Genomic DNA, 16,647 nt, shown 5'->3' with positions numbered 1-16,647 from the left:
AAGGATTTGCGTCTTCTTGCGCTCTCTTGAACCGCCTTGCGCTCGCTCCAACCGCCCCGGAGCGCCCGGCGGCGGACAGCCCGAGGTGCCGCCGGGACGGGGGGTCCGTCCCGGCGGCACCGGTGTCGGAGCGCTTCGGGGCTACGGGTTGACGGTGATGGTGAAGGTGGAGGTGGTGTTCCTGATGTCCTGGTCGTTGCCGGCCAGGCGCAGGTGGTTGAAGACCACCGAGCCGACCGCCGGGCCCTGCCCGGGCTCGGCCGACTCGTTCGCCCAGATCCCGACGCCGGACCTGGCGTCGAAGGCGTCACCGCTGCGGCGCGCCCCGGTGATCGAGACGTTGCTGAAGACGGTGTCCTTGACCGGGAACTGCGGCTGCCCGCCGGAGTAGTTGGTCTGGAACATGATGCCGTGGTACGTCGGGTCGACGATGTCCACATCGCTCACCCGGATGCCCTGGAACACCTTGGAGGCCGAGAACACCCAGATCGCGGGGAAGGTCTGGGAGCCCCAGAAGTGGCCCCCGGCCCGGACGATCGAGATGTTCTGCAGGGCCGTCGGTTCGGTGCCGAAGCCGTTCATCGGGTACCCGAAGTCCAGCGAGCTGATGGTGACGCCCGAGTAGACCAGGGTGTCGGCGATGTAGATGTTGCGGAACGTGTTGGCGTAGCCGCCGTACACGGCGATCCCGGCCGCCCGCCAGGTGAGGATCGAGGTCAGGTTCTCGAAGACGTTGTTCTTCTCGTCCGCGCCGCCCGCGTCGATCGCGGAGAACAGCGCGAAGGAGTCGTCCCCGGTGGCCCGGGCCTCGTTGTTGGTGATCAGGTTGTCGGTGGAGCCGTTGGTCATGTTGACGCCGTCCGCGAAGGTGTCGCGGATCCGGCTGTTGCTGATGGTCATGGCGTCGGTGTTGGCCCCCCAGTAGAGGCAGACCATGTGCTCGGCCCAGATGTCGTCGATCACCATGTGGGCGACGTTGGCGAAGTCGAAGACCTTGCCGGGGCCGTCGATCCGCGAGGTGTAGTTGCCGAAGTAGGCGAACCCCGCGAAGGTCGAGCCGTTGGCCGTCGCCTCCGCGCGGAAGCCGACGTCGGTGTTGCTCTGGGTGGCGGGCGCCCGGAACCGGGTGAACCAGGGGCCGGCGCCGATCACCTTGACGGGCTTGCCGTAGACCTGGAACTTGCTCGCCGTCTGGTAGTCGCCCGCCGGCAGGTAGACGCCGACCAGGGTGCCGGTGGTGTCCATCCGCACCTTGTCCAGGGCGTTCTGCACGTCCTGGTGGGTGAAGCCGGCCGGGACAGCGTAGTGCGCCGGGTCCGGGTTCGGCGTCGCGGTGGCCTGCTCCAGGCTGACGAAGTCGATCGCGTAGCGGGAGGTGTCGCCGCCGTCCTTCTGCAGCCTGATCCGGCTGCCGGCCGGCACGGTGGTGCCGAGCAGCACGTTCGCCTCGTCGTAGACGTGCCGCGGGGCGCCCGCGCCGGGCGAGTTGCCCGGCGCGGTCTCGGCGCCGTACAGCCAGGCGTACTTGGAGGTCAGGTCGATCTTCTTGAGGAAGGCGCCGTCGACGTAGACGCTGAGCGTGGCGTCGGTGCCGTCGCCGCCGGGGGCGTCCGGGATGGAGAACCGGGTGACGAGCGTGTTGGTCGGCGCCCGGGTGGTGAACTCGACCGAGGCGCCGGTGGAGTTCAGCGTCACCGCGCGCCGGCCGCTGGCCTCGCCGGCGAGGTCCCCGACGACCCGGTTCGGGCCGACCAGGCCCGCGCCGCCGGCCAGCACGCCGTCCTCGGCCTCGTAGGTGTCGTAGGGCATGGTCGCGCCCCGGCCGACGTGGAGCGGCTGGGTGGAGGTGTTGTCGGTCTGCTTGGCCGGCGGCTCGTTGGCGTCCGCCGCGATCACCGTCTTCACGGTGTACCGGCCGTTCGCCGCCGTCCAGGTGCCGAGCGTCACCGGCGCGGTGGTCGCGCCGGGGGCGATCGTGCCGGTGTAGGCGCCGGAGAGCGTCTTCACCACGGTGCCGGCGGCGTCGGCGACCGTCAGGGTGATGGCGTGGGCGCCGCCGGCCGAGGCCGTGGTGCCCTGGTTCCTCACCGCCACCGAGAAGGTGACGGTGTTCCCGGCGGCCGGGTTGGCCGGGGACCAGGCGGTCGGGGCGGCGAGCAGGTCGGAGCCGGGGGCCCGGGCGACCACCAGGGGGGCCGGCGCGGTGGCGGTGTTGTTGGTCTCGTCCCGCTCGATCACCGCGTTGGCCTCGTCGACCTTGGCGGAGAGCTGGTAGCTGCCGGCCGCGCGCACGCCGGCGTCCAGCGTGACGGTGCCGGAGGCGCCGACGGCCAGCGGGCCGACCTGGGCGGTGCCGACCTTGGTCGAGCCCAGGTAGAAGCCGACGGCGGTCGCGGCCGAGGGCAGGGTGCCGAGGTTGCGGACCGTCGCGGAGAGCGTGACCGGGTCGGTCTCGACCGGCGCGGCCGGGGTGGCGGAGACGTCGGTGACGGTGAGGTCCGGGTTGGCCGCCGGGGTGCCGATCACCTGGAACTCGGCCACCTGGCCGCCGGTGGACCCGGTGTTGGCGGTGATCCGCAGCTGGACGTCGGCCGCGGTGGCGCCGACCGGGACGGTCACGGCGTTCCCGGCGGGCTGGACGAAGTCGTAGCCGCGGGCCGGTACCAGGGTGGTGAAGCCGGTACCGGACTGGTCCCGGCCGAGCACCTCGATCGTCTGGCTCCGGCTGGACCAGGCCGCGGCCGGGTTCAGCTTGACCACGACGGAGTCCACCGCCGCGTTGGAGCCCAGCGCCACCGTCAGGGTGTCGGGGTAGCTGTTGGCGTTGCCCTCCCAGTAGGTGGCGGTGTCGTTGTCGTTGGCGTTCGCCGCGACGAAGGTGTTGATCACGGAGGAGGCGCTGATCGGCTTGCCGGCCGCCAGGTTGGTCCCGCTCCCGCCGCTGCCGGCCCGCACCACGGTGTTGCTGCTCGCGGACTGGTTGCCGGCGGCGTCCCGGGCCTTCACGTAGTAGGAGACGGTGGCACTGTCCGGCTGGCCGTCGGTGTAGCTCAGCACGGCGGCGGCCACGCTCGCCCGGAGCGCGCCGTTCGCGTAGACGTCGTAGCCGGTGACCCCGGTGTCGTCGGTCGAGGCCGACCAGGTCAGACGGATCCGGCCCGCCGCGGGCTGGTCGTAGCCGAGGGCGCCGGGCGCGGACGGCGCCTGGGTGTCGCCGCTCTGACCGGTCCTGGTCACCGTGTTGCTGCTCGGCGACTGGTTGCCGGCGGCGTCCCGGGCCTTCACGTAGTAGGAGACGGTGGCGCTGTCCGGGCGGCTGTCGGTGTAGCTCAGCACGGTGCCCGGCACGCTGGTCAGCAGCGCGCCGTTCGCGTAGACGTCGTAGCCGGTGACGCCGGTGTCGTCGGTCGAGGCCGACCAGGTCAGGTGGATCCGGCCGGGCGCGGGCCGGTCGTAGGCGAGGCCGCTCGGGGCGGTGGGCGCCCGGGTGTCGCCGGTGGCCGGGCCGTACACCTCCAGTTCGGCCAGTTGGGCGGCGGCCCAGCCGGTGTTGGCGGTCACCTCGACCCGCACGAACCGGGTGGTGGTGGCCCCCAGGTCGAGGACGACGGCGTTCCCGCTGGCCGGGTCGAAGACCCGGGCGGCCGAGGCGGCCAGGTCGGTGAAGGCGCTGCCGTCGGTGCTGCCGCGGACGGCGAGCGTCTGCGTCCGGCGCTCCCAGCCGGCCGGCAGCCGCAGCGCCACGCGGTTGACCGCCACGGCGGCGCCGAGGTCGACCTGGATCCACTGCGGCAGCGCGCCGTTGGCGCTCTCCCAGTAGCTGGCCGCGTTGCCGTCACCGGCGTTGGCCGGGGCGTAGGCCTGGCTCTGGCTTCCGGCGCTGAACGGCCGCCCGAGCGCCAGGTTCGCCCCGGCGGAGCCGGCCGCGCGCACCTCCAGCTCGGCGATCTGAGCGGCCGGCCAGCCGGTGTTGGCGGAGACCGCCAGCCGCAGGTAGCGGGTGCTCGCCGCCGGGAAGGCGATCCGCACGGTGTTGCCGGTACCGGGCGCGAAGGCGTAGCCGGCCGAGCCCACCAGGGTGGTGAAGCCGGTGCCGTCGGCGCTGCCCTGGACGGCGAGCGTCTCGGTGCGGCTCTCCCAGGACGCGGGGAGCTTCAGCACCACCTCGTCGACCGCGGCGGCGGCGCCGAGGTCGACCTGGACCCACTGCGGCAGCGCGCCGTTGGCGCTCTCCCAGTAGGTGGCGGCGTCGCCGTCGTTGACGGCGGTGACCGGCCGGCCGGCGGTGCTGCTGCTCGCGGCGGCGGGCCGGCCCGCCGCCAGGTCGGGGCCGCCGGCCGCGGCGGCGGTGGTGGCCGGCAGCAGCGGGCCGGCCAGGGCCAGCAGGCCGGTGGCGAGCGTGCCCGCCAGCCAGCGGAAGATCGGTGCTCGGGTTCTCACGGGGTCCTCTGTCTCGTCTCGTCCGAACGCGTGGATGGGGGTGGGGGGTGGGGCCCTGTCCGGCCGTCAGGACCGGGTGCGTGCGGGGGTGAGCGGGCCATCCGTGGCTCCGGGGGGGGCAGCGGCGGGCCGGGGCGGCGCCGAGGTTCACCACGCACTGGAAGCCGGCGCCGCGGTGGAACGCCAGCACCTCGCCGGAGGCGGCGGTCCAGCCGAAGGCGTCGCCGCGCAGGGCGTCCTCGGCGCGGCGCAGCCGCAGCGCGGCGCGGTAGAGCGCGAGCATCGAACCAGGGTCGGCCGACTGGGCCTCGACGGTGAGCGGGGCCCAGTCGGCCGGCTGCGGGAGCCAGGGCTCGGCCGGAGCCTGGCTGAACCCGTACGGGGGTCGGTCGCCCGACCAGGGGAGCGGTACCCGGCAGCCGTCGCGACCCGGGTCGGTACCGCCGGAGCGCAGGTGCATCGGGTCCTGGAGGCGGTCCGGCGGCAGGTCCTCGACCTCGGGCAGGCCGAGTTCCTCGCCCTGGTAGAGGTAGACCGCGCCGGGCAGGGCCAGCGAGAGCAGCGCCGCCGCCCGGGCCCGGCGCCGGCCCAGCGCCGGGTCGGTCGGGGTGCCCCAGGCCTTGGCGGCGAAGTCGAACCGGGTGTCCCGGCGGCCGTAGCGGGTGACCGTCCGGGTGACGTCGTGGTTGGCGAGCACCCAGGTGGCCGGGGCGCCGACCGGGGCGTGCAGCCCGAGCGTGGTGTCGATCGACTCGCGCAGCGCGGCCGCCTCCCAGGGGCGGGCCAGGAAGTCGAAGTTGAAGGCGGTGTGCAGCTCGTCCGGGCGCAGGTACCGGGCGAAGCGCTCGGCGTCCGGCAGCCAGACCTCGCCGACCAGGATCCGGGTGTCCGGGTAGCTGTCGGCGATGGCCCGCCAGGAGCGGTAGACGCCGTGCAGCTCCTCGCGGTCGGTGAATGGGTGCGGGTCGCGGCCCTTGACGAAGTCGGGCAGCGCCGGGTCCTTGGCCAGCAGCGCGGCGGAGTCGATCCGGACGCCGGCCGCGCCCCGGTCGAACCAGAAGCGCAGGATCTCCTCGTGCTCGGTGCGCACTCGGGGGTGGGCCCAGTTGAGGTCGGGCTGCTGGGCGGCGAACAGGTGGAGGTACCACGCGCCGTCCGCCGTCCTGGTCCACGGGCGGCCGCCGAACTCGGAGACCCAGTCGTTGGGCGGGAGTTCGCCGTCCGGGCCGCGCCCGGCGCGGAAGTGGAACAGTTCGCGCTCCGGACTGCCGGGGGCCGCCGCGAGCGCGGCTCGGAACCACGGGTGCTGGTCCGAGACGTGGTTCGGCACGATGTCCACGATGGTGCGGATGCCGTGACCGAGCGCCTCCGCGATGAGCTGCTCGGCGTCCGCGAGGGTGCCGAACAGCGGGTCCACGCCCCGGTAGTCGGCGACGTCGTAGCCGCCGTCAGCCATCGGGGACGGGTACCAGGGGTTGAACCAGACGGCGTCGACGCCGAGGTCGGCCAGGTAGGGCAGCCTGCTGCGGACGCCGGCGAGGTCCCCCGTGCCGTCGCCGTCGGCGTCGGCGAAGCTGCGCGGGTACACCTGGTAGATCACCGCGTCGCGCCACCAGTGCGGGGTCTCGAACGGGAGCCGGGATTGCTGTCCCACGGTGGGTCCTTTCGGATCGGCGCCCGGGCCGGTCAGCCTTTGAGTCCACCCGAGGTGAGCCCGGACATGATGTTGCGTTGGAAGATCAGGAAGAAGACGACGGTCGGCGCCGAGGCGATGGCCAGGGCCGCGATGACGACGTTCTGCGGCACGCCCGTGGAGAGCGACTTGATGCCGATGTTGAGGGTCTGCCGGGCCGGGTCGGGCTGGACGAGCATCGGCCAGAGGAAGTCCTTCCAGACGTTCACCACGGCGAAGATCGAGACCACGCCGAGGATCGGCCGGGACATCGGCAGCACGATGGAGCGCAGGGCGCGCAGCGGGGTGGCCCCGTCGATCGCGGCGGCCGCCATGAGGTCCTCCGGGATGGAGTCGAAGAACCGTTTCAGCAGGAAGATGTTGAAGGCGTTGGCCACCGTCGGCAGCCAGATCGCCCAGGGCGTGTTGATCAGGTTGACGTGCAGCAGCGGCAGGTCCAGGACGGTCAGGTACTGCGGGACGACCAGCACCGCGGCCGGGATCATCAGGGTGGCCAGCATCATGCCGAGGATCAGATTGCCCAGGACGGGCCGCAGCTTGGACAGCGCGTAGGCCGCCGCCACGTCGAGGACCAGCTGGAAGGCGAGCGCGCCGAAGGCGTAGTACAGCGTGTTGAAGAGCAGCCGGCCGAGGCCGAGCCGGCTCCACGCGGTCGCGTAGGTGTCCGGGTGGAGCTCGGCGGGGAAGAGCGTGGGCGGGTTGCGGACCACCTCGGCGGTGGACTTCAGGCCGCCGGTCACCAGCCAGTACAGCGGGCCGAGGAAGACCAGGGTGAAGACCACGACGGTCACCACCAGGGTCAGCCGGTAGAGCAGGCGGCCGCGTGGGCGGTCGAGTTGGGTCTGCGAGATCAGCGTCCGGGTCTGCGGCTGCACCGGGGCTCCCATGGGTCTGGTCGGGTGTGGTCCGGGACTGGACGGCCCCGGGGCGGCCTAGGGGCGGTCGACCCCGGGTCGGGCGGCCCCGGGTCAGTCGGCCTCGCGCGACAGCCGCGCGTACAGGGCGGAGAATCCGGCCAGCACCAGCAGCATGATCAGGCCGAGCGCCGAGGCGGCGCCGTAGTTGTTGAAGTTGAAGGCGTACTGGTAGACGAGGTGGACCACGGTGGTGGTGGAGCCCTGCGGCCCGTTGCCACCGGTCAGCAGGTAGGGCTCGACGAACACCTGCATGGTGGCGACGATCTGGAGCAGCAGCAGGAGCGAGAGCACCAGCCTGGTCTGCGGGACGGTCACGTGCCAGATCCGGCGCCACAGGCCGGCCCCGTCCAGTTCGGCCGCCTCGTAGAGCTCCCCCGGGATGCCCTGGAGGGCCGCCAGGTAGATCAGGGTGGCGCCGCCCATGTTCATCCAGGTGGAGGCGATGACCACGGAGAGCAGCGCGGTGTCGGGCGAGTCGAGCCAGGCCGAGGTCGGCAGGTGGAGCGCCCGCAGCACGCTGTTGAACAGCCCGTGGTCCGGGTCGTAGAAGTACTTGAAGAGCAGCACGGAGGCCACCGGCGGCATCATCACCGGCAGGTAGACCAGCACCCGCAGGTAGGCCTTGGCGTGCCGCAGCTCGTTCAGCAGCACGGCGACCAGGAACGGCACCGCGAAGCCGAACACCAGCGCCAGCAGGGTGAACACCAGGGTGTTGCGCCAGGCCTGCCAGAACGCCGGGTCCTGGAGCAGCTGGTCGACGTTGTCCAGGCCGACCCAGCTGGTCCGGCCCCGCCTGGTCCGCTGGAAGCTCATGACGACTTCACGGACCATCGGGTACCAGGTGAAGAAGCCGAAACAGAGCAGTGCGCCGAGCAGGAAGCCGTGCGCGGTGAGGTTGCGCCGCAGCCCCCGCCCCAGCCGGCCGCGCCGCCGGGGCTCACTGGCGGGCCGGGCCGCCTTCCCGGCGACACTGATCGCTGCCATCCCTCGTTCTCCGATTCGTCGCTGTCCGTCGCTGTCCGTCGCTGTTCACCGGTGGCCGTCGGTGGCCGGGGGCGCGGGGCCGGCCCCGCCCGTTCGCTACTGGAGGCTGGCCAGCACCTGGTTGACCTGGGTCTCGGCGTCGTTCAGCAGCTTGGCGACGTCGGCGCCCTTGTCGGTCAGCACGGCCGACATCGCGTTGTCGAGCACCTTGTAGATCTGCTGCGCGTGGGCCGGTTCGGTGCGGCCCGGCACGGACGCGGCGAGGTAGGGCGCGTAGTTCTGGACCGGGACGGTGGCGCTGGCCGCCTTCGCCCGGTTGTCCTGCTCCAGCGAGGCGCCGGTGAGGAAGAAGGGCTGCGGGAGGCCGACCGGCAGGCCGTCCGCCTTGGTCCGGGCGTAGTCGAACTGGCCCTTGCCCTGGGTGAGGAACTTGAAGTTCACCCAGGCGACGGCCGCCCTGATCTGGTCCGGGCTGGAGCCCTTCTTGACCATGTAGTCGTTGCCGCCGAGCAGCGCGGCCTTGCCGCCGGGCATCGGCCCCATGCCGTAGTCGGCGTAGTCCCCGTTGAGGGTCTGCACCATGTAGGTGATGTCGTCCGGGGCGCCGATGTACATCCCGAGCCGGTCGGTGGACATCTGGGTCATCAGGTCGGGCCACTTGAGGCTCTGCGCGGAGCCCATCGAGTCGTCGGTCCAGCGCATGTCGTACAGGGTCTGCAGGACCTGCCGGCCCTCGGCGGTGTTGAACGCGGCCTTCCGGCCGTCCTCGCCGACCATCCGGCCGCCCAGCCCGTACAGCTCGGCGGTGAAGTGCCAGCCGCCCTGGTTGGTCGCGCTGTAGTCGCCGTAGCCGTTGATCCCGTTGCCGAGCGCGGCGATCCGCTTCGCGGCCTCGCGGATCTCCGGCCAGGTCGTGGGGGGCTTGTCCGGGTCGAGCCCGGCCTGCTTGAACAGCTTGCGGTTGTAGAGCAGGCCCAGCTTGTAGTTCGAGGTGGGCAGGCCGTAGAGCTTGTCGCCGTCCTTGAGCGTGGCGAGCACCGAGGGGTCGATGTCCTTCAGCGCCGGCACGGTCGTCTCGTCGACGTAGGCGGAGATGTCCTCGGCCGCGCCCTCGTCCAGCACCTGGTCGAGGTCGGTGAAGTAGGTGTAGAAGACGTCGGTCTGGGTCCGGCCCTTGAGCTGGGCGGTGAACGGCGCGGGCTCCTCGCAGGGCGAGGCGTCCTTGCTGGTGATCGTGACGTTCGGGTAGCGCTGGTGGAACGCCTCGACGTCCTCGGCCCACTGCTTGCGCTCGGCGGCCTTGGTGACCGGGGGCTGGCAGTCGACGCTGATGGTGACCTTCGCGTTCGGGTCCAGGGTCGAGCCGGCGCCGCCCGACGGCGCCGCGCCGGCTGCCCCGCTGTCGTCCGAACTGCCGCACGCGGCAAGGGAGAAGGCCAGTCCTGCGGCCACGGCGACGGCGGCGGTTCTCCGGCGGAGCCCGGTTCTGTTCATGGCGGACGGCCCTTCTGCAGGCATGGGTGGTGGGGGCGCCGCGGTGCTCGTCCGGCGGCTCCGCCACTTAACCACCGCGCAACAGAGGGCCACAAGATGTCGACAGGACTTTGCAAGAAATCGACTTCATAACGTCAGATCAACACCAGGGACGCCGAACGGCGAACGCCCCCGGTCGGAACCGGGGGCGTTCGGCAGGTCGGACGGCGGGTCGGTGCGGGTCGGGCGGCGGGTCGACGGCCCGCCGCTACAGGCGGACGGCGCCGACGTACGGCATCACGTCGATCGGCAGCACCTCGACGTTCTTGCCGGTGCGCGGCGCGTGGATCATCTTGCCCTCGCCGATGTAGAGGCCGACGTGGTGCAGGTCCGGGTAGAAGAAGACGAGGTCACCGGGCTGGAGGTCGCCGCGGGCGACCCGCAGGCCGGTCTTCCACTGGTCCTGGGAGATCCGGGGCAGCTTGACGTCGGCGGCCCGCCAGGCCGCGCCGGTCAGACCGGAGCAGTCGAAGCCGGCGGGTCCGGTGGCGCCCCAGACGTAGGGCTTGCCGAGCTGCGCGTAGGCGAACCGGACGGCCGCCGCGGCCCGGCCGGTGGCCGGGCCGTCGTAGGCGGGGCGCTCGGTGGCCCGGGACGCCCGGCCGGCGGCGTCCTGGGCGTTGACCTTGGCCCGGTCGGCGGCACTGAGCCGGTTCAGCAGCGCCTGCGCCGCGGCGAGCTTCCCCTGGATCGCCTTCTTCTCCGCGGCCAGCGCGGTGCCGGCCGCGTCGAGCTCGGCGAGGGTGGCGGCGGCCTCGGCGCGGTCCTGGTCGAGCCGGCGCTGCTCGCTGCGGGCCTGCGCGAGCAGCGCGGCCTGGGAGTCGAGGACCTGGTTCTGCGCCGAGGCCTTGGCCAGGTAGCCGCCAGGGTCGGAGTCGAGCATCAGCCGCACGGACGGGTCGATGCCGCCGGTGCGGTACTGCTCGGCGGCGACGGCGCCCAGCCGGGTGCGCAGCTCGTTCATCGCCCCCTGGCCCCGGGCCACCTCGTCCTGGATCCGGTTGGCCTCGCCCTGGAGCCGCTGCCGCTTCTCCTGGAAGCCGTTGTGGCGCTCGATCGACTGTTCGGCCTCCTCGTTGAGCCGGTCGACCTGCGCCTTGACGGCGTCGGGCGTGGGCGCGGGCTCGGCCTGCGCGGTACCGGCCGCGAGCACCGCGCCGCCCGCCAGCGCCGTGCTCATGACCGCCATCCGGGCCCGACCGGGCGGGCTGGGCTTTCGGCGCTTTCCCATGGCGGTGGGCTCCTTCACGTGGCACGGCGGCACGACGGCGCGTCACCCCGGCCGGCGGGCCCCGCGAACGGGACCGGACGGGACAGGAGTGGGCAGGGCAGGGCGAAGCAGGCGCAGGGGTACATCCCCGACGGCTTCTACTAAGCAACTTAATAGATAGCCGGCACGGTTCCGCAACCCGCCCGCCGTAGCGCGCCCCCGGCCCGGCCGCGCCACTGTCCACACCCTGAGAAACTCCCCGACCGGTTTCCCCCGCAGTTGGACGCCGCCGACCCCTCTGAAGTGCGAGGAAGCGGAAAGCGAGGGCAAGGTCACACCCTCGGCCTCTGCTGCGCCGACGCAAACGAGCGCTAACCTGCGGGGCATGACGGTCCCGCCCGAAGGGCTTCCCCTGGCCGCCGAATTCCCGGCCGCACACCGCGAGCAGTGGCAGCACCTCGTCGAGAGCGTGCTGCGAAAGTCGGGTGCGCAGCCCGCGGACGGCGCAGCGGCCGAGCAGGCGCTCACCACCGCACTCCAGGACGGGCTGCGCGCCCGCCCGCTGTACACCGCCGAGGACTCCCCGGCCGAGCCCGGCTACCCCGGCTTCCCGCCGTTCGTCCGCGGCGGCCGGCCGCAGGGCAGCACGGTCTCCGGCTGGGACGTCCGCCAGCGGCACACCGATCCGGACCCGCGCCGGGCCAACGAGGCCGTGCTGGCCGATCTGGAGAACGGCGGCAGCTCGCTCTGGCTGGAGCTGGGCGGCGACGCCCTGCCGGTCGCGGCCCTGCCCGACGTGCTGACCGGCGTCTACCTCGACCTGGCCGGCATCGTGCTCGACGCCGGCCCGGAATTCACCGAAGCCGCCGAGCAGTTGTTCAAGCTCTACGAGGAGCGCGAGGTGTCCGCCGGCGCCGCCGCGGGCAACCTCGGCGCCGACCCGCTGGGCCTCCAGGCCCGCACCGGCCAGGCCGGGCGCACCGAGGCGCTGCTCACCGGGGCCACCGCCCTCGCGGCCCGCTGCGCCGCGGGCTTCCCGGGCCTGCGCGCCCTCGTCGTCGACGCCCTCCCCTACCACGAGGCCGGCGCCTCCCCCGCGCAGGAGCTCGGCTGCTCCCTCGCCACCGGTGTCGCCTATCTGCGGGCCCTCACCGCCGCCGGACTGCCGGTCGACGCCGCGCTCGGCCAGCTGGAGTTCCGCTACGCGGCCGACGCCGACCAGTTCCTGACGATCGCCAAGTTCCGGGCCGCGCGCCGGCTCTGGGCCCGGGTGGCCGAGGTGTCGGGGGCCGCGCCGGAGGCCTCGGCGCAGCGCCAGCACGCCGTCACCTCCGCCGTGATGATGACCGAGCGCGACCCGTGGGTGAACATGCTGCGCACCACGGTGGCCTGCCTGGCCGCCGGGGTCGGCGGCGCGGACGCGGTGAGCGTCCAGCCGTTCGACAGCGCGGTCGGCCTGTCCGACGCCTTCGCCCGCCGGATCGCCCGCAACACCCAGGCGATCCTGCTGGAGGAGTCGCACCTGGCCCGGGTCGTCGACCCGGCCGGCGGCTCCTGGTACGTGGAGCGGCTGACCGACGAGCTCGCGCACGCCGCCTGGGCCTGGTTCCAGGAGATCGAGCGGGCCGGCGGCCAGCAGGCCGCCCTGGGCTCCGGCCTGGTCGGCGAGCGGATCGCCGCCACCTGGGCGGAGCGCTCGGTGGCGCTCGCCAAGCGGCGCGAACCCATCACCGGCGTCAGCGAGTTCCCGAACCTCGGCGAGCAGCCGCTGGTCCGCGAGCCGGCTCCGGCCGGGCCCGGCGGCGGTCTGCCGCGGGTGCGCCGGTCCGAGGCCTACGAGGCGCTGCGCGCCCGCTCGGACGCCCGGCTGGCCGCCACCGGGGCCCGGCCGGCGCTCTTCCTGGCCTCGCTCGGGACGGCCTCCGCGCACACCGCGCGGACCACCTTCGCGGCCAACCTGTTCCAGGCCGGCGGCATCGCGACCACCTCCGCCGAGACGGCGCTGACCGGGCCGGACGTCGCGGCCGCGGCCGCCGGGGCGTTCACCGCCTCCGGCGCCCGGGTGGCCTGCCTCTGCTCCAGCGACCAGGTGTACGGCGAGCACGCCGAGGCGGTGGCCGCGGCGCTCAAGGCCGCCGGCGCCCGGCGGGTGCTGCTGGCCGGCCGGCCCGGCGAGCGGCGCGAGGCGTACGAGCGGGCGGGCGTGGACGGGTTCGTCTTCGCGGGCGGCGACGCCGTCGCGGTCCTGACCTCGCTCCTGGACGAGATCACCGACGAAAGCGGAGTGGCCTGATGATCCCCGACTTCACCGGAATCGGGCTGGACGCGGACGGCCGCTCGGACGTCACCGGCGAGCAGTGGCGCGCCTCCTGGCGGCAGGCGACCGGCAAGGACGTCGACGAGCAGCTCTGGGACACCCCCGAGGGCATCGGCGTCAAGCCGCTCTACACCGCGGACGACCTGGCGGGCCTGGACTTCCTGGGCACCTACCCCGGCATCGCCCCGTACCTGCGCGGCCCGTACCCGACGATGTACGTCAACCAGCCGTGGACGGTCCGGCAGTACGCCGGCTTCTCCACCGCCGAGGAGTCCAACGCCTTCTACCGCCGCAACCTGGCGGCCGGTCAGAAGGGCCTGTCGGTCGCGTTCGACCTGCCGACCCACCGCGGCTACGACAGCGACCACCCGCGGGTCACCGGCGACGTCGGCATGGCCGGCGTGGCGATCGACTCCATCTACGACATGCGCCAGCTCTTCGACGGCATCCCGCTGGACAAGATGTCGGTGTCGATGACCATGAACGGCGCGGTGCTGCCCGTCCTGGCGCTGTACATCGTCGCGGCCGAGGAGCAGGGGGTGGCGCCCGAGAAGCTCGCGGGGACCATCCAGAACGACATCCTCAAGGAGTTCATGGTCCGCAACACCTACATCTACCCGCCGCAGCCGTCGATGCGGATCATCTCGGACATCTTCGCGTACACCTCGCAGAAGATGCCGCGGTACAACTCGATCTCCATCTCCGGCTACCACATCCAGGAGGCCGGGGCCACCGCCGACCTGGAGCTGGCCTACACCCTGGCCGACGGCGTGGAGTACCTGCGGGCGGGCCTGGACGTCGGGCTGGACGTGGACGCCTTCGCGCCGCGCCTGTCGTTCTTCTGGGCGATCGGGATGAACTTCTTCATGGAGGTCGCCAAGCTGCGCGCGGCCCGGCTGCTCTGGGCCAAGCTGGTCAAGCAGTTCGACCCGAAGAACGCCAAGTCGCTGTCGCTGCGCACCCACTCGCAGACCTCCGGCTGGTCGCTGACCGCGCAGGACGTGTTCAACAACGTCACCCGCACCTGCGTCGAGGCGATGGCGGCCACCCAGGGCCACACCCAGTCGCTGCACACCAACGCGCTCGACGAGGCGCTGGCGCTGCCGACCGACTTCTCGGCCCGGATCGCCCGCAACACCCAGCTGCTGCTCCAGCAGGAGTCCGGCACCTGCCGGTCGATCGACCCGTGGGGCGGCTCCGCGTACGTCGAGAAGCTGACCCACGACCTGGCCCGCCGCGCCTGGCAGCACATCCAGGAGGTGGAGGCGGCCGGCGGCATGGCCAAGGCCATCGACGCGGGCATCCCCAAGCTGCGCGTGGAGGAGGCCGCCGCCCGCACCCAGGCCCGGATCGACTCCGGCCGCCAGCCGGTGATCGGCGTCAACAAGTACCGGGTGGACAGCGACGAGCAGATCGACGTGCTCAAGGTCGACAACTCCTCGGTCCGCACCCGCCAGATCGAGAAGCTGCGCCGGCTGCGCGAGGAGCGCGACGAGGCCGTCACCCAGGCCGCCCTGCACGCGCTCACCCGGGCCGCCGAGGCCGGTCCGCAGCGCGGCGGCGGCCTGGACGGCAACCTGCTCGCGCTGGCCGTGGACGCGGCCCGCGCCAAGGCCACCGTCGGCGAGATCTCGGACGCCCTGGAGAAGGTGTACGGCCGGCACTCGGGCCAGATCCGTACCATTTCTGGTGTGTACCGAGACGAAGCCGGGCCGTCGGCCCCCCTCCAGCGCACCCGTGACCTGGTCGAGCGGTTCGAGCGGGCCGAGGGCCGGCGTCCGCGCATCCTGGTCGCCAAGATGGGCCAGGACGGCCACGACCGCGGCCAGAAGGTGATCGCCACCGCCTTCGCCGACCTCGGCTTCACGGTCGACGTCGGTCCGCTGTTCCAGACCCCGGCGGAGGTCGCCCGCCAGGCCGTCGAGGCGGACGTGCACATCGTCGGCGTCTCCTCGCTGGCCGCCGGCCACCTCACCCTGGTGCCGGCGCTGCGCGCCGAACTCGCCGAGGCAGGCCGGGAGGACATCACCATCGTGGTCGGCGGGGTCATCCCCCCGGGCGACTTCGAGGCCCTCTACGAGGCCGGGGCGGCCGCCGTCTTCCCGCCCGGCACGGTGATCCCGGAGGCCGCCTTCGACCTGCTGAAGTCGCTCGCCGCCGACCTCGGCCACGAGTTGTGAGCCGCTGAACGATGGCGCCCCGGACGATCGACCTCGACCAGTACGCCCAGGGGGTGCGGGAGGGTTCGCGCGCGTTCATCGCGCGGGCCATCACCCTCGTGGAGTCCACCCGGCCCGACCACCGCGCGCTGGCGCAGCAGTTGCTCACCCGGCTGCTGCCGCACGCGGGCGGCGCGGTCCGGGTGGGCATCACCGGCGTCCCCGGTGTCGGCAAGTCGACCTTCATCGACGCCTTCGGCACCCGGCTCACCGCCCTCGGGCACAAGGTCGCGGTGCTCGCCGTCGACCCGACGTCCAGCCGGACCGGCGGCTCGATCCTGGGTGACAAGACCCGGATGGAGCGGCTCGCGGTCGACCCCGCCGCCTTCGTCCGCCCCTCCCCCACCTCCGGCACGCTGGGCGGGGTGGCCCGGGCCACCCGGGAGTCGATGGTGGTGATGGAGGCCGCCGGCTACGACGTGGTCCTCATCGAGACGGTCGGCGTCGGGCAGTCGGAGACCGCGGTCGCGGGCATGGTGGACTCCTTCCTGCTGCTCTCGCTGGCCCGCACCGGGGACCAGCTCCAGGGCATCAAGAAGGGCGTGCTGGAGCTCGCCGACGTGATCGCCGTCAACAAGGCGGACGGCCCGCACGAGACCGACGCCAAGGCCGCCGCCCGCGAACTCGCCGGCGCGCTGCGGCTGTTGCAGGCCCCGGACGCGCCGTGGACGCCGCCGGTCCTCACCTGCAGCGGCCGCGACGGCACCGGCCTGGACACCCTGTGGGAGCGGTTGCAGCAGCACCGCAAGGTCCTCGACGCGACCGGCGCGCTGGAGGCCCGCCGCCGCGACCAGCAGGTCGAGTGGACCTGGGCGATGGTCCACGACCAGCTCTTCGCCCAGCTCCACGAACACCCCGAGGTCCGCCGCCTGGCCCCCGCCCTGGAACGCGAGGTCCGCGAGGGCACCATCCCCGCGAGCCTGGCGGCGCAGCGCCTCCTGGACGCCTTCCGCACCCCCTGACCAACGGCCGACGGCCCCGGACCGCACGCGGTCCGGGGCCGTCGCACCACCGCACGCGCCGGGTCAGGCCGACCGGCTCCGCGTCGACACTCGGGCCACCGCCGCGCCCGCCCTCACTGGTCAGCGGTCCCACCCCACGCCGAACCCGGCCGTCACAACGGCGGAGAAGAAGAACCACCACACCAGGCGTGCGACGGTCGACCTGTCGAGGCCCGCCACTACGCCGCCTCGGGCAGCGCGCGAAGGCCGTACGCCGTGGCCCCCCCCCGGGGGGGGGGGGGCGCCCCGCCCCCCCCCCCGAACACGAACCCGGCCCCCATGCCCCCGCCCCCCCCCAGCCACCCCCCCGCCGGCGCCAACGCCGCCCCCCAC

The 16,647-nt window shown here is 73.1% G+C and carries 8 protein-coding genes and 1 pseudogene; 3 read left to right on the top strand and 6 right to left on the bottom strand.

The features are described 5' to 3' along the window. Positions 1 to 141: 141 nt before the first annotated feature. The 6 genes and pseudogenes from ABT263_RS07775 to ABT263_RS07750 form a co-directional block, all read right to left on the bottom strand. Positions 142 to 4,440 carry a discoidin domain-containing protein gene (locus ABT263_RS07775; RefSeq protein WP_502885771.1) on the bottom strand — a complete coding sequence of 1,433 codons (4,299 nt, stop codon included), beginning with the start codon at positions 4,438 to 4,440 and terminating at the stop codon, positions 142 to 144. 58 nt (positions 4,441 to 4,498) lie between these two features. After that, positions 4,499 to 6,094, bottom strand: a pseudogene (locus ABT263_RS07770) (glycoside hydrolase family 13 protein); the annotation flags it as partial. Between the two features lie 32 nt (positions 6,095 to 6,126). After that, positions 6,127 to 7,020: a carbohydrate ABC transporter permease gene (locus ABT263_RS07765; RefSeq protein WP_352288653.1), complete on the bottom strand. Its 894-nt coding sequence runs from the start codon at positions 7,018 to 7,020 to the stop codon at positions 6,127 to 6,129. 81 nt (positions 7,021 to 7,101) lie between these two features. After that, positions 7,102 to 8,034 carry a carbohydrate ABC transporter permease gene (locus tag ABT263_RS07760; RefSeq protein ID WP_352288651.1) on the bottom strand — a complete coding sequence of 311 codons (933 nt, stop codon included), beginning with the start codon at positions 8,032 to 8,034 and terminating at the stop codon, positions 7,102 to 7,104. A gap of 96 nt (positions 8,035 to 8,130) precedes the next feature. Beyond that, on the bottom strand, positions 8,131 to 9,528 hold the full coding sequence (locus ABT263_RS07755) for an extracellular solute-binding protein (protein ID WP_352288648.1): 1,398 nt from the start codon (positions 9,526 to 9,528) through the stop codon (positions 8,131 to 8,133). Positions 9,529 to 9,775: 247 nt separating this feature from the next. Further along, positions 9,776 to 10,798 (bottom strand): C40 family peptidase, encoded by a 1,023-nt coding sequence (locus ABT263_RS07750; RefSeq protein ID WP_352288645.1) that lies wholly within the window; start codon positions 10,796 to 10,798, stop codon positions 9,776 to 9,778. Positions 10,799 to 11,162: 364 nt separating this feature from the next. On the opposite strand from ABT263_RS07750, the gene ABT263_RS07745 reads away from it, so the two are divergent. The 3 genes from ABT263_RS07745 to meaB are packed head-to-tail and all read left to right on the top strand — an operon-like array spanning position 11,163 to position 16,275. Then, a complete protein-coding gene (locus ABT263_RS07745) occupies positions 11,163 to 13,070 on the top strand; it encodes a methylmalonyl-CoA mutase family protein (RefSeq protein ID WP_352288643.1) in 1,908 nt (635 codons plus the stop codon). Beyond that, on the top strand, positions 13,067 to 15,274 hold the full coding sequence (gene scpA, locus ABT263_RS07740; RefSeq protein ID WP_380386602.1) for a methylmalonyl-CoA mutase: 2,208 nt from the start codon (positions 13,067 to 13,069) through the stop codon (positions 15,272 to 15,274). Before ABT263_RS07745 ends, scpA begins: the two co-directional genes overlap by 4 nt. Positions 15,275 to 15,285: 11 nt before the next feature. After that, positions 15,286 to 16,275 (top strand): methylmalonyl Co-A mutase-associated GTPase MeaB, encoded by a 990-nt coding sequence (meaB, locus tag ABT263_RS07735; protein ID WP_352288641.1) that lies wholly within the window; start codon positions 15,286 to 15,288, stop codon positions 16,273 to 16,275. Positions 16,276 to 16,647: the final 372 nt, after the last annotated feature.

Source organism: Kitasatospora sp. NPDC001603 (assembly GCF_040298365.1).
GTDB lineage: Bacteria > Actinomycetota > Actinomycetes > Streptomycetales > Streptomycetaceae > Kitasatospora.
The sequence above is the reverse complement of the archived record's forward strand: the minus strand, read 5'-3'. Positions and strand labels throughout refer to the sequence as shown.